Here is a 13,193-nt window from a genome sequence, read left to right as displayed (position 1 = left end):
GCCTGATCAGCATGACTGACGATACGCCGAAGGTCCTCGCGCAGGTTGAGACTCCGCTGGGCCAGGCGGAGATCGTGGAGTGGCGCTGGCCGGGCATGCTCGATTTCACACGGCGCGAAGAGGCGCTGATGGTCGAGATGTCGATCCCGCCGACTTCAGCCGACGCATCGGCGTGCCTGCCCGAACTGGACGACGAGCGCCACTGCTTCATGGGCACGCTATTCGTGCGCTGGCCCGGCGTGCTCGTGACCGGGCGGGCCGAGGCGGGGCTCATACGTGTGGTGCGCTGCGTGTTCACAGCGGAGGAAACTCAGCGTTTCAAATCACTTCGATCTGATCCAGACCTTGCCTTTCTGCAAGGCATGCTCGCTTTGTCGAGCGAGACCATGCGCAGCCTGTTCGGGCTGTTAAAGCGCGAACTCGAACAGACGGAACCCTCGCTGCGGGCAGTGTCGTCCCTCGTTGATCTGATCGCGATCGAAACCGAGCGCGTCATCCTGCGGGACAGCGCACCCTCGGTCTCGGGCCGCCTTGCTCCGTGGCAATTCCGCCGCATCCGCCAGCGTCTGTCTGCGCGGGGACCGGTGCCGTCTCTGGCAGAGCTTGCCAGGCTCTGCGGCATCAGCCCGCGCCATCTGCAGCGGCAGTTTCACGCCCTTACCGGACGGACCGTCGCAGACTATATCGAGACTACTCGAATGGAACAGGCGAAGGATTTGCTTGGTGGTAGCGGCCAGCCGGTCAAGGCGGTGGCCGAGGCCTGTGGCTTTGCCCACCCCAACAGCTTCCGCCGGGCATTCCAGCGTTCCACCGGGATGACACCGCGGGCTTGGCGACAAGCTTCAGGCCAACGGCATACTTTTTCCTGAAATCAAGCCACTTGCATCACCTCGCCCTTGCCACGAAGCGTCACGTGCGAACCGTTGACCCGCGCTTGAAATTCGGCGGCCCGAGCACGTGGGTGGAAGAACTGACGGTACCAGATGCGGCCCTTGTGGAACGGGCCATCATCGGGGATCTGCAACACGCTGATCGCCGGTTCCTTGTGCTGCCATAGTTCGAAGTCCTGGGCGAAGGCGGCGAGCCCGGATTCGTGGTAGGCACGGGCGATGGCGGCTTCCTCGCAGGTTGGCTGGTGGTTGTCGGCGGTCTTGGCCATGACCGCGAACCACACAAGCACCTCGCCATCCTTGACCGGCGTGTTGCAGATCATCATCAGCGAGGGGTGCTTGCCCTCCATGCGGCACAGCAGGATGCCGGGGCCGGTGTACCAGGTGTCGGTCTCGAGCAGCGCTTCGCTGTCGACCAGCGTGCGGTGGCCCGAACCGAAGCGTTGGCGCATGATCGGACCGTCATAGACATTCTCGAAATAGACCGTGCCGGTGCTGCCGTGGACCGGCGCGAAGTGCGCAATGTCTGACATGTTGTCGAGGATTTCCTGCGGGTGGATAGGCAGGGTGCCCAAGTGATCGGGTGTCCAGCGCACCCAGCCCTCGCCCGTGCGATCCCACTCTGACAGCGCAGGCAGATCGAAGTCCGGCGCGCCGCCTTCCATGTCGTGCCACATGAAGATGCAGCCGGCGCGCTCCTCCACGGTGTACGATTTGAGGCATGCGGACTTGGGGATGCCGTGCGTGGAATAGGGGATGTCGTCGCACTGCCCCTTGGAGTTGTAGCGCCAGCCGTGCGCCGGGCAGCGGATCGAATCGCCCTCCACCTGCATCCCGTCGCGCACGATGTACGACGTGGTGTTCTTCGCGATGTGCACCCGCATGTGCGGGCAGAAGGCGTCGAGCAGGATCGGCCGGCCGCTGCCTTTGCCGCGATAGAGCACCATTTCCTTGCCGAAGAAATGCACCGCTTGAGGGGTGGACGAAACGTCCGCTGCAACGGCGATCATGAACCAGCCGCGCGGAAAGGCATTGGGGCCAAGCCCGTAGTCTGCCGTGGTTGCCATGGGATCGGTCCTTCTCAGATGAAGCTGTCGGCGTTGGGGGCGCCGAGCAGGACGTTGCCGAAATTGCGGCCGACCTTGGCCGGGTTGTTGGCGACATGGGTGCGGCCGGCATGGATATCGCAGAAGATCCGGGCGATAGGTCTTCCGCGGAAGATCCCTTCCGCGCCCGAGGCATGGAAGATGCGGCTGATGAGGTCAGCGCAGCGGCCCGAGACCTGCGCCGACTGGTAACGGAAGGTCAGCCGCGTCTCGACTTCGGCTGCCTGCCCGGTGCGGGCGCAGGCGTTGAGGTGGTCGAAGTTGCGGTTCAGCGTCGCTTTCATCTCGTCGATTGCGGCGGCGGTCTCGGCGATCAGCTCCTGCGTTGCCGGGTCCTGTGCCGCGCTGGAAGCATCGTTGTGCGAAACGCGCTTGGCCCCTGCGTCGCGATAGATATCCAGCGCGCCCTGCAGCGCGCCGATCGAGGACGAGGAAACGGCGCGGACGAAGACTTGGCCGAATGGCAGCTTGAACAGCGGCGCATCGTTGACCTTGAGGCCGGGGCTGGTCACCGCGAAGCCGTCCTTGGAGCGGTGGACGCGGTAGGCAGGCACGTAGACGTCCTTCACCGTCACGTCATGGCTGCCAGTCGCGCCGAGGCCGATGGTGTCCCACACCGGCAGCACGGTGAAATCCTTGCGCGGGATCAGGAAGGTGACGAAATCGGGCTTGCCGGTTTCGGGATCGATCAGCTGGCCACCGAGGAAAGCCCATTCGCAGTGGTCGACACCGCTGGAAAAGCCCCAGTGTCCGGTCACACGGTAGCCGCCTTCGACCGGAGTCGCCTTGCCCTTGGGCATGTAGGAGGAGGAGATCAGCGTGGCCGGGTCGGAACCCCAGACGTCCTCTTGCGCGCGGGCATCGAACAGGGCGAGTTGCCAGTTGTGCACCGCGACGACGCCGAGCACCCAGGCCGAGGACATGCAGCCTGCGGCCACTTTCATCTGCACCGCATAGAAGGTCTGCGGGTCCATCTCGTAGCCGCCATAGCGGCGCGGCTGGAGGATCTTGAAGAAGCCGGCATCCTGAAAATCGCGTATCGTCTCGGTGGGCAGGCGGCAAAGGCGGTCAGCCTCTTCGGCGCGGGTGCGCAAGGCCGGGATCATCGCCTCGGCGCGGGCGACAAGCTCGGCTTCGGTCGGCATGGTCAACGCTGGTTGAGCAAGGGTCATTGTCCGTCTCCTCGTTCTGCATTTCAGGCAGCTGCAGCCAGCTGGGCCTTTTCATCGACACCGAAGCCCACGCTGAAATCGTGGCCCCACAGACTCACCTCAGTGAATTCGAACTCGCTGTGCGTGTCCCAATCGAGCTGCAGGCCGCCAAACCCGTATTCGAGCGCGAAGCCGCCCGGCGTGGCGACATAGAAGCTGGTCATGCGGTCGTTGGTGTGTTTGCCCAGTGTCGCCATCAACCGCGCGCCGGAGCTGAGCATGCGATCGTAGGCGCGGCCTACTTCGTCGAGATCGGGAACTTCGACCATCATGTGCACGCAGCCCGCTGGTACTTCGGCTTCGAACAGGGCCAGACTGTGGTGGCGGGCATTGGCGCAGTGCATGAAGTCTATGCGCATGGCAGGCCCATCGGGGCCGAGGGGACGGTGGACCATGAAATCGGACACCCCGAAGCCAAGCACGTCGATCAGGAAATCGCGGGTTGCATCGATCTGGGGCGCAGGCAGCACTACGTGGCCGAAGCCGAGATCGCCGGTCACGAAGCCGCGCACCGCCTGCGGGGAAACGAAGCGGGAGAAATCGGAGATTGCCCCGCAGCAAATTTCATGGCGATTGCCTGCAGGATCGCGGAACCACGCCATCTCGGCGACGTGCCGCAGAGCGCGTTCTGCAGGCGTGGATGCGGTTACCGCGATGCCCTTGGCGGCGAGTTCCGTAAGCGCGGCATCGAACTGGCGGCGCGTGCGCAATTCCCAACCGCTGGCAAAGTAGCAGTCAGCCTGCCCTTTCTCGACAAAGATCCGCCCGGCCCGTTCGTCCATGCGCAGAGCGAGGCCGCCGGGCAAATCATGCGCGGAAAAGCCAGCGAATTCCTCGCCGAAACGCGACCACGCGGGCAAGCTTGTCGCTTTGACGACGCTGTAGGCAAGGCCCGCGATATCCATTTCCTGCTCTCCTCGTCCCGCTGCTGCTGATTGGAGCAGAGTGGCAGGAAGCGAGAGGACGGAAATTGATGATTATCAAATATGCGTAATAGTTATCACATTCCGATACGCATGAACGGCAATAAATGGCTTTCTTTGGCGATATGGCAATGCTTATTGCCATTGGAAATGACGCATATGACTTGCAAGATACCCGATCGGTCGATACCCTTGCCTCAAAACATGGGAGACGAAGGATGATCACGCAGGCTGATCTGCTGATTCGTGGCGGGTTGATCGTCGATGGGTCAGGCAGCAAGACCTTCGTCGGCGACGTTGCCGTGCGCGGCGACGAGATCATCCACGTTGGTGGTGCGTTCTCCGGCAGCGCCAGGGAAACCATCGATGCCACCGGCTACATCGTCACCCCCGGTTTCGTCGACATCCATACCCATTATGACGGGCAGGCGATCTGGTCCGATACGCTGTCGCCGAGTTCAGCGCATGGCGTGACCACGGCGGTCCTGGGCAATTGCGGCGTCGGCTTTGCGCCGTGTCGCCAATCCGATCACGAAGCGCTGATCCGCCTGATGGAGGGCGTCGAGGACATTCCCGACGTGGTCATGGCCGAGGGCCTGCCGTGGGACTGGGAGACCTTCCCCGAATACCTCGACGCGCTCGCCCGCCGGCCGCGCGATATCGACGTCGCCTGCCTCCTGCCACACAGCCCCTTGCGCGTGTGGGTCATGGGCGAACGGGCCATCGCGCGCGAAGCTGCAACGGAAGACGACCTTGCCCGGATGCGCGTCATCGCACGCGAGGCGATGGACGCCGGGGCCATCGGCTTTGCCACGTCACGGCTCAATATCCACCGCACCAAGGCGGGCGACCTGATCCCGACCTTCGGCGCCGATACGCACGAACTCATCGCGATCACCGAGGCCCTGGCCGATGCCGGCACCGGCGTGTTCCAGGCCGTGCTCGATGCCCCGTTCGAAACGTGGGAGAGCGAAATGGGACGGCTCATTGCCGTCACCCGCGCCTCGGGTCGCCCGTCGACTTTCACGCTGGGCCTCGTCAACCACGGCCGCCCAAATTGGGAGGATGCCCTCCATCTGGTTGATCAGGCGCGCGCCGAAGGGCTCGAGATCTGGCCGCAGGTCCTGCCGCGTCCGATCGGCATGGTTTCGGGCTGGGCGCTGTCGACCCATCCGTTCTGCCTGTGCCCTTCGTACCAGCCGCTCGCCAACCTGGCGCTCGACCAGCAGCTTGAACGCCTGCGTGATCCGGCATTCCGGGCGCAGCTGATCGGTGAGATGCCGCAGGAGGGCCACCCGCTGGCCATGCTCACCCGCATCTGGGACTGGATGTTCCCGTTCGGCGATCCCCCGCAGTACGAACCTGCGACCGAGAACAGCATCGGTGCCCTGGCCCGCACGCAAGGGCGCACGCCCGAGGAAGTTGCCTATGACGTGCTGATGGAGCGCGACGGCACCGGCATGATCCTCAATACGCTGGGCAACTTCCACGAAGGCAGGCTCGATGCCCTGCTCGGCCTGATGCGGCGCGAGGATACCGTGACCGGTCTTGGCGATGGCGGTGCGCACTATTCGGCGATCTGCGATGCCAGCTACCCGACCTTCATGCTGACTTGGTGGGTGCGCGATCGCGACGGCGAACGCATGAGCCTGGCCGAGGCAGTGAAGATGCTGTCGTCGCGCCCGGCTCGCGTCGTCGGCCTCGAAGACCGCGGCCTGCTGCGTACCGGCTACAAGGCCGATCTCAACGTGATCGACATCGACCGACTGACGCTTCACGCACCGGTGGTGCGCCACGATCTGCCGGGCGGCGGGCGCAGGCTTGACCAGACGGCGAGCGGATACCGCGCCACCGTCGTCAGCGGACAAGTCATCCGTCGCGATGACCAGCCAACCGCACTGCGGCCGGGCCAGGTGGTCCGCGGCATGCAGAAGGCGCGTGTGGCCGAAATGCTCTGAGCGCGCTTGGCACGATGCCAGACCGGTGACGCAAGCCGGCAGGAGGGAGAGGAACGGCCAATGAACGCGCCAGCAGGATCACCCGAAACGATGCTTGCCGCCCGGGTACACGGGCCGCGCGATGTGCGGCTCGACGAGATCACGGTTCCTGCCCCCGGGCTTGGCGAGGCACTGGTCAGGATCGGCGCCTGCGGCATCTGCGGCAGCGATCTTGGCTATATCGCGCAGGGCGGGCTGGGCGGGGTGGAGCCGCTGAAAGCACCGCTGCCGATCGGCCACGAATCTGCGGGCACCGTCGTGGCTGTTGGCGATGGAGTGCGCGGTGTTTCCCCGGGAATGCGCGTCGCGATCAACCCTGACCGCGCCTATATCGGCGGCGGCGGGCCCGACGGCGCGATGGCGCCGTTCCTGCGCGTCCAAGGCGCCGAGATCGGCGAGACGCTGTTTGCGCTGCCTGACGGATTGTCGTTTGCCCACGCCTCGCTGGCCGAGCCGCTGTCGGTCGGCCTGCATGGCTTGCGCGTCGCCAATGCCTGCGCGTCGGACAGGATCGCGATCCTTGGAGCCGGTCCCATCGGCTTGTGCACGCTGGTCATGGCGCAGCATCTGGGCGCGCGGGACATCGCCATTTTCGACCGCGTGCCCGAGCGGCTGGAGCGGGCTCGCGCCTTGGGCGCCGGGCTGGCCATCAACGTTGCCGAGAAAAGCCTGCCCGATGCGCTGGGGCGCTTCCATGGCGCAGGCGAACGCTTTGGCGCGCCGTTTGTCGGCACCGATGTCTTCGTCGATTGTGCAGGTTCGGCAGCAGCGCTGGCCGAGGTGGTTTCGGTCGCCAAGTACCGGGCACGGATCTGCGTGATCGCCCTGCACCACAAGCCGCTCGCGCTCGACCTGTGGCGCGTCATGGCCAACGAGCTTTCGCTGAGCGGCTCGATCGCCGATTCCCGCGCGGCCGAGTTCGGCGAGACGATTGCCATGCTGGCCGAAGGCGGACGCGATCTGTCTGCGCTGGTCAGCCACGCCTACGACTTTTCCCATTTTCAGGAGGCGCTGGAGATGGCCGCTGATCCGGCCCGCGCGGCCAAGGTCGTCCTCACTTTCGGCGAAGGACTGTGACCGTGGCCGCTCCCCTGATCCACATCGACGACATGGCCGATCCGGTGGTGACGCCCGAGCTTGCCGCGTGGCGCGCGGGCCCGCCCGACTTCCCATGTCCGATGAGCGCCGATGAGGTGCTGGCCCGCGCCTGCGCCGCAACCGGGCTTGAGGATTTCGGCGAGGACACCGGCTTTCGCCAGCGGCTCGGGGTGATCCTCGATGCGCTTTATGCCGACGCCGGCCTTACCCGCGGCGGGCAGGTGTTCGTACTCGGCCAGGCCGTGCGGGCCATGGCCAACCGGCTGCGGATCGAGGATCTGGTCAAGCGTCATCCCGAGATCCTCGACATGCCGGTGGAGCGCCCGATCTTCATTGCCGGCCTGCCGCGTTCGGGCACAACGCATCTGGTCAATTGGCTGTCGCGCGATGACCGGCTCAATTCGTTGACGCTGTGGGAATCGGAGGAGCCGGTACCGGCCGCACCGCTTACCCCCGGCGAAGAAGACCCGCGCATTGCCCGCTCGGCCGCGTATTGGGGGGCGTTCGGCGCGCTGGTGCCGCACATGGCCGCAATGCACGAGATGGCGCCGCACGACATCCACGAAGACAACGAACTGCTGTTCATGGACATGAACTGCTACAACTGGGAATTCTCCGCCCGCCTGCCCGGCTGGACCGACCACTACCTCGCACACGACCGCACCGTGTCCTACGCCTACGAGAAGAAGGTGCTGCAGGTTCTCGCCTGGCAAAGGGGCGAACGCGGCAAGCGGCGCTGGCTCCTCAAATCGCCACAGCACATGGAAAACCTTGCCGCGATCAAGGCGGTGTTTCCCGATGCGACAATGGTGGTGACCCACCGTGACCCGGTTGATGTGCTGCGCTCGCTGACCACCATGCTCGGCTATTCGGACCGCACCCGCAGGAGCCGCATCGACCCGCCTGCGCTGGCCGCACTCTGGGCCGGCCGGATCGAGAAGCTGCTGCTAGAGTGCGTGGCCCAGCGTGACGCCTTCGGCCCGGACCAGTCGTTCGACGTGCTGTTCCACCAGTATATGGCCGATCAGGAAGGCACCGCCCGGCGCATCTACCGCCTCGCCGGGCTGGACCTCTCGCCCGAGACCGAGGCCCGGCTGCTGGGCTATCTCGCCGAGAACCCCCGCCATGCCCACGGTAAGGTCGTCTACGATCTGGAGGGGGTGTTCGCCATGGACACGGCTGCGCTGCGCGAGCGCTTTTCCTTTTACTATCAGCGCTTTGCAGTAAAGCAGGAGAACTGACATGGACCCCGCCGAAACCGCGCGACAGCGCCTGATCTCCGGCCGGGCCTGGGACGACTTCTGCGATACGCTCAAGGTCGCCGGTCGCCATATCGAAAGCTTCGCCAGCCCGCTATCCGATCTCGACCGCGCCGAATGGTACCGCTTCATGAGCCGGCTGGCGCGTTCCAGCATGGAGCGCCTGATCGAGAATGCCGAGCCGACCCGCCCCCGCCTGCGCGACATGGTGTGGCGGCAATCGATCAACGTGCAGACCGTCGATCAGGACCACCTGATGTGCCAGTTCGACGAAGCGCGCGACTACGTGATCACCGGCACGCGCGGAACGATCCCCTACTTCGTGATGGCGCTGTGCACCTGCCCCGCGCCGGATTTGCCGGGCGCGCAGGATTGGGCGGCGCAGGGCGTCGCCGGTCTCGAACGGTTCGATCCGTCCAACCTCAAGACCACCGGCTTCCTCCATTCGCGCCAGATCCGGTTCGAGGACGACGGCTCTTTCGAGGTCGTGCTTTCGCAGAACGATCCGGGGGAGGGTCGCAACTGGCTGCGTCTAGCGCCCGAAACCAACTGCATCCTGATCCGCCTCGTGTGGTCGGACCGCAGCAGCGAGCGCGCGCCGGTAATGACTATATCGCGCACCGACAATGCCCCGCCCGAGCCGGTCAACCCTGCGCTGATTGCCGACAATCTCGCGTGGACCGCGCAGGCGGTGCTTGGCTACGCCGAGCTGGTGCGCAACTGGTGGGAGGGCACGCAGGGCAATTTCTCGGACAGGCTCAACCGCCTCGATTACAGCCGCGCGCAGTACCTTTCCAATGGCGGCGTGCCCGACAGGCACGTGGCGTTCGGCGGGTGGGAGAAGGGGCTGGACGAAGCGCTCGTCCTCGAATTCACGCCGCCGCCGTGCGAGTACTGGAACTTCCAGTTGTGCAACGTGTGGCAGGAGAATCTCGACACCTTCGAGGACGGCAACGGCTGGATCAGCAACTATCGCCACAAGGCCGAAGCCGATGGCCGCGTGCGCGTGGTGATCGCAGAACGTGACCTTGGCATCGGTGGCAACTGGATCGACAGCTATGGCCACGAACGCGGCATCTGGGGCCTGCGCTTCGTCCTGACCGAGACGACCGCGCCGGTCGCGCTGTGGCGCCTGCCGCTGGCGGTGCTGGAGGCCAAGGGACTGGGCGCGCTCGATCCGCAGGCCGCGATTGCCACCGGACAGTTCGTGGACTGATGGCGATGACGCGCGCGCTGACAACCGCAGACCTCGTGCTGTCCTCGCCACCGGTCTCGCGCTTTCCCTTGCTCGAACGGCTGGGTCCCTTTGCTGCGGCAGGATTTCACGGCATTTCGATCCAGCCGGGTGATGTCTGGGCGCTCGAAGCGCAAGGCATGAGCGCGGCTGAAATCGCTGGCCGGATTGCGGATGCAGGGCTGGTCATCACAGAAATGGACTGCACCGCTTGCTGGATGGAGCACCAGACGCGGACGGAACAGGCGGGGGGCCTGACCGCGTTCCTGCGCCAGCTGACGCCTGAGCCGATCATTGCCACGGCGGCGCGGGTGGGGGCGCAGTCGGTCTCGGCCATCGATCTGTCGGTCGAGCCCGCTTCGCTGGATGAGGCGGCCGAAGGTTTCGCCCGGTTATGCACGATGGCGGCAGACCACGGCCTGAAGGCGCAGATCGAGTTTCTCCCCGTCGGCGGCATCCGTTCGCTGGGCGAGGCCCTGCGCGTGGTCGAGGCGGCGGGCTGTGGCAACGGCGGGATCACGCTTGACGCGTGGCATTTCTTCCGCAGCGGATCGACGCTTGAGGAACTGGCCGAGGTTCTTGGCGAGCGCATCCACGCGGTGCAGTTGTGCGATGCCCCGGCACATGCCTCGGCCGACCTCTGGTCTGAACTGATGACAGCGCGGCTCCTGCCCGGCGAGGGCGAGCTCGACGTCATCGGCCTGGTCTGCACGCTCGATGCCATCGGCTGCACCGCGCCAGCCGGAGTCGAAGTGTTCAACACTCGGCAGGACACGATGCCCTTGGCCGAGATCGCCCGCGATTGGGCGCGATCGACCCATTCCCTTCTGGCCACAGCGAGGACTCCAGCATGAGCGAGACACCCCTCGGCGCCGTGGTGGTCGGCACCGGCTTTGGCCTGTTCACCCATGTCCGCGCCCTGCGCGATGCTGGGTTCGCAGTGCGCGCCATCGTCGGCCGCGATCTCGAGAAGACCCGCACCCGCGCCGCGCCGCTTGGCATTCCGCTGGCCGCCAACGATTTGGCGCAAGTGCTCGCGGACGATCCGGCCATCCGCCTCGTCACCGTCGCTACGCCGCCGCATGCGCATTACGCTCCGGTCATGCAGGCCATCGCGGCAGGACGCGCGGTAATGTGCGAGAAGCCCTTCGCCCGCGATCTGGCGCAGGCGCGCGAGATGCTGACAGCGGCAGAGGCGGCAGGCGTCGTCCACACGCTCGGCGCGGAGTTCCGCTTCGATTCCGCGCAAGCGCTGCTGACCCGCATGGTGCAATCGGGTGCCATCGGTGAGCCGCTGATGTTCCATCGTATCTACCAGCAGCCCGGTGGTGACCCTAACGAGCCGCTTGCCGACTGGTGGCTCGACGCGGGACAGGGCGGCGGCTTCCTTGGCGCGTTCGGCACGCACATGATCGATCAGGCGCGGGTCACCGTGGGCGAGATCGTGGCGGTGAGCACGGTGCTGCGCAAGCTTTCCCCCGGAAGGCCGACGCAGACTTCGGACGATTACTATACGCTGCAGTTCCGTACCGCGTCAGGCTGCATGGGGCTGCTTGAAGCGGCGCTGTGTTTTCCGGGACCGTTCGTGATGTCGACCAAGGTTGCGGGCAGCAAGGGCGCGGCTTGGATCCAGTCAGGCGCGGCGTTCGGCGATCCCGAGCAGGTCTGGGTGCAGGACGCAGCAGGGGCGCGCATGATCGAGATGCCGCCGGAACTTGCCAACCCAGCGCCTGCGCCTTTCCCGATCAGCGACCTCGTCCAGACCGAGATGGACCGCTGGCACAGCCAGGGCTTCGACGTCGCGCCCTATGCGAAACTATTCGCACAGATCGGCGCGAAGATCGCCGGCGCCGAGCCGCCGTTGCCGGACCGGGCCGGCGATTTCCGCGATGCCGCGGCCAATCAGGCGATCCTCGATGCTGCGCGGCTATCTCACGCCGAACGGCGTTGGGTTGATGTGGAGGCGGTGTGATGATGGGGCCGAAGCACGATTTCTCCGGCGCGCATGTGCTGGTGACCGGCGGCACCAGCGGGATCGGTGCGGCCGCCTCTGCACTGTTCCGCGATGCCGGGGCGCAAGTGACGATCACCGGCACGCGCGGCAGCGCCAGCGAGTATGAGGCGGACCTTTCCGGCTATCGCTATCTCTCGCTCGATATCGAGAACAAGGCGCAGATCGATGCCGTTGCAGCGGCCCTCCCCCGCCTCGACGTGCTGGTGAACAACGCCGGGATCGCCCTGCCCTCGCTCGGTCTTGATGAGTGGGAGCCCGACGTTTTCGACCGCGCGGTGGCCATGCTGCTCAACGGTGCGTTTCGCATGGCGCGGCGGACGGTGGACCTGCTGGCGCAAAGTGCGATCCCGGGCGGCGGATCGGTCATCGGCATCGCATCGATGAGCAGCTTCTTCGGCATTCCGATCGTGCCGGGATACGGCGCTGCCAAGACCGGGCTAATCGGCCTGACCCGGACCATGGCCGCGCACTGGGGCCCGCGCGGCGTGCGCGCCAATGCGGTGGCGGCAGGGTTGACTCGTAGCGGCATGACGGCCGGCACTTTTGCGCAGGAAGCATGGACCGCGCCGACGCTCTCCCGCACCCCGCTTGGCCGGTTGGGCGAGCCGGACGACATTGCGCAGGCCATCGCCTTTCTTGCCAGTCCGGCTGCCAGCTGGATTACCGGACAGACGCTGGCGGTGGACGGGGGTTATACCGTTTCTGGCTGATCCGGCCGCTGTTGGCTGGTTCCCGAAAGGCTGCCCACGAAGCCGCGCAGCAGGCCCTTCTGGATCGCCATGGCGGGAGCGTCGGTGGCCTTCATGCCTGACAGGCTTTCGATCAGCGGTGATGCCCAGAAGAAGCCGAACAGCATGTTGAAGATCGCCACAATCTGCACCGCCAGACTGTCGTCCGATGACGGCAGGCCCGCCTTCTCATTCATTCTCCGGCCATAGCTGACCATCCGCGCCAGCCAGTCCAGTCCGATGGTATCGGGTTCGCTGTCCGACGAGATTGCCGCGCGGATCAGCAGCCGGGCGATATTGGGATGTTGCGCCAGAAGGTCGGTCATGCCGTCTGTCAGGTCGGCGAAGTCGGCTTCGGGGCGCGCCAGCACTTCGTCCATGAGATCGGTCATCGGCTTGAGGGCGCGCTCGTAGACCTGGCGGTAGAGATCGTCCTTGCCGGCGAAGTGCTTGTAAAGGGCGGGCTGCTGGAGGCCGACCTTGGCGGCAATGTCGCGCAGTGAGGTGGCGCCATGGCCGTTCTGGGCGAACAGCTCTTCGGCCGCGTCAAGAATGCGGTTTGTGGTGCGCCGGCCCTTGGTCATCACGCTGCCTTCCGCGCGCGCCTGCAGATCAGATGTTCCGTCCATCGCCTGTCCATAGCGAAGTTCGCGCGAAGTTGCTTGCCAAAAAAGTTATCACCTTATAACTTCCTGCAAGAAAGCCGTGAAGGCGCGAATCCCAGACAGGAGAC

At 65.4% G+C, this 13,193-nt stretch carries 12 protein-coding genes; 8 read left to right on the top strand and 4 right to left on the bottom strand.

What is annotated here, in order from left to right; all coding sequences use genetic code 11:
* Positions 1–11: 11 nt before the first annotated feature.
* Positions 12–869, top strand: coding sequence for an AraC family transcriptional regulator (locus tag HGI46_RS12115; RefSeq protein WP_168904378.1), 858 nt, complete (start codon positions 12–14; stop codon positions 867–869).
* 2 nt (positions 870–871) lie between these two features.
* Here the strand turns inward: HGI46_RS12115 and HGI46_RS12110 are convergent, their stop codons facing one another.
* Genes HGI46_RS12110 through HGI46_RS12100 form a run of 3 tightly spaced genes read right to left on the bottom strand, consistent with a single transcriptional unit; the run spans position 872 to position 4,112 of the window.
* Entirely contained in the window at positions 872–1,957 is a 1,086-nt protein-coding gene (locus HGI46_RS12110; RefSeq protein ID WP_168904377.1) for a Rieske 2Fe-2S domain-containing protein, read from the bottom strand.
* Between the two features lie 14 nt (positions 1,958–1,971).
* Entirely contained in the window at positions 1,972–3,168 is a 1,197-nt protein-coding gene (locus tag HGI46_RS12105) for a flavin-dependent monooxygenase (protein ID WP_168904376.1), read from the bottom strand.
* 23 nt (positions 3,169–3,191) lie between these two features.
* Complete coding sequence (locus tag HGI46_RS12100; RefSeq protein ID WP_168904375.1) at positions 3,192–4,112, bottom strand: VOC family protein; 921 nt, start codon at positions 4,110–4,112, stop codon at positions 3,192–3,194.
* A gap of 236 nt (positions 4,113–4,348) precedes the next feature.
* On the opposite strand from HGI46_RS12100, the gene HGI46_RS12095 reads away from it, so the two are divergent.
* The 7 genes from HGI46_RS12095 to HGI46_RS12065 are packed head-to-tail and all read left to right on the top strand — an operon-like array spanning position 4,349 to position 12,442.
* Positions 4,349–6,088 carry a D-aminoacylase gene (locus tag HGI46_RS12095; protein ID WP_168904374.1) on the top strand — a complete coding sequence of 580 codons (1,740 nt, stop codon included), beginning with the start codon at positions 4,349–4,351 and terminating at the stop codon, positions 6,086–6,088.
* A 60-nt stretch (positions 6,089–6,148) separates the two neighbouring features.
* On the top strand, positions 6,149–7,204 hold the full coding sequence (locus HGI46_RS12090) for a zinc-binding dehydrogenase (RefSeq protein WP_240946725.1): 1,056 nt from the start codon (positions 6,149–6,151) through the stop codon (positions 7,202–7,204).
* A gap of 2 nt (positions 7,205–7,206) precedes the next feature.
* Entirely contained in the window at positions 7,207–8,466 is a 1,260-nt protein-coding gene (locus tag HGI46_RS12085) for a sulfotransferase (RefSeq protein WP_346766725.1), read from the top strand.
* A gap of 1 nt (position 8,467) precedes the next feature.
* Positions 8,468–9,700 carry a DUF1214 domain-containing protein gene (locus HGI46_RS12080; protein WP_168904373.1) on the top strand — a complete coding sequence of 411 codons (1,233 nt, stop codon included), beginning with the start codon at positions 8,468–8,470 and terminating at the stop codon, positions 9,698–9,700.
* Positions 9,700–10,572: a sugar phosphate isomerase/epimerase gene (locus HGI46_RS12075; protein ID WP_240946724.1), complete on the top strand. Its 873-nt coding sequence runs from the start codon at positions 9,700–9,702 to the stop codon at positions 10,570–10,572. Before HGI46_RS12080 ends, HGI46_RS12075 begins: the two co-directional genes overlap by 1 nt.
* Positions 10,569–11,690 (top strand): Gfo/Idh/MocA family oxidoreductase, encoded by a 1,122-nt coding sequence (locus tag HGI46_RS12070; RefSeq protein WP_168904372.1) that lies wholly within the window; start codon positions 10,569–10,571, stop codon positions 11,688–11,690. The genes HGI46_RS12075 and HGI46_RS12070 overlap by 4 nt, the downstream gene beginning before the upstream one ends.
* Positions 11,690–12,442 (top strand): SDR family oxidoreductase, encoded by a 753-nt coding sequence (locus HGI46_RS12065; protein WP_240946723.1) that lies wholly within the window; start codon positions 11,690–11,692, stop codon positions 12,440–12,442. Before HGI46_RS12070 ends, HGI46_RS12065 begins: the two co-directional genes overlap by 1 nt.
* Here the strand turns inward: HGI46_RS12065 and HGI46_RS22380 are convergent.
* Entirely contained in the window at positions 12,424–13,089 is a 666-nt protein-coding gene (locus tag HGI46_RS22380) for a TetR/AcrR family transcriptional regulator (protein WP_168904371.1), read from the bottom strand. The two genes, HGI46_RS12065 and HGI46_RS22380, sit on opposite strands and share 19 nt — an antisense overlap.
* Between the last annotated feature and the right edge of the window lie 104 nt (positions 13,090–13,193).

The sequence above is a fragment of the Novosphingobium sp. ERW19 genome, from assembly GCF_012641315.1.
Classification (GTDB): Bacteria; Pseudomonadota; Alphaproteobacteria; order Sphingomonadales; family Sphingomonadaceae; genus Novosphingobium.
The sequence above is the reverse complement of the archived record's forward strand: the minus strand, read 5'-3'. Positions and strand labels throughout refer to the sequence as shown.

Bases quoted from the DNA above. Each gene is read 5' to 3' on its own strand.
- HGI46_RS12115 (WP_168904378.1), top strand. From the start codon at position 12: ATGACTGACGATACGCCGAAGGTCCTCGCGCAGGTTGAGACTCCGCTG.
- HGI46_RS12110 (WP_168904377.1), bottom strand. From the start codon at position 1,957: ATGGCAACCACGGCAGACTACGGGCTTGGCCCCAATGCCTTTCCGCGC.
- HGI46_RS12105 (WP_168904376.1), bottom strand. From the start codon at position 3,168: ATGACCCTTGCTCAACCAGCGTTGACCATGCCGACCGAAGCCGAGCTT.
- HGI46_RS12100 (WP_168904375.1), bottom strand. From the start codon at position 4,112: ATGGATATCGCGGGCCTTGCCTACAGCGTCGTCAAAGCGACAAGCTTG.
- HGI46_RS12095 (WP_168904374.1), top strand. From the start codon at position 4,349: ATGATCACGCAGGCTGATCTGCTGATTCGTGGCGGGTTGATCGTCGAT.
- HGI46_RS12090 (WP_240946725.1), top strand. From the start codon at position 6,149: ATGAACGCGCCAGCAGGATCACCCGAAACGATGCTTGCCGCCCGGGTA.
- HGI46_RS12080 (WP_168904373.1), top strand. From the start codon at position 8,468: ATGGACCCCGCCGAAACCGCGCGACAGCGCCTGATCTCCGGCCGGGCC.
- HGI46_RS12075 (WP_240946724.1), top strand. From the start codon at position 9,700: ATGGCGATGACGCGCGCGCTGACAACCGCAGACCTCGTGCTGTCCTCG.
- HGI46_RS12070 (WP_168904372.1), top strand. From the start codon at position 10,569: ATGAGCGAGACACCCCTCGGCGCCGTGGTGGTCGGCACCGGCTTTGGC.
- HGI46_RS12065 (WP_240946723.1), top strand. From the start codon at position 11,690: ATGATGGGGCCGAAGCACGATTTCTCCGGCGCGCATGTGCTGGTGACC.
- HGI46_RS22380 (WP_168904371.1), bottom strand. From the start codon at position 13,089: ATGGACGGAACATCTGATCTGCAGGCGCGCGCGGAAGGCAGCGTGATG.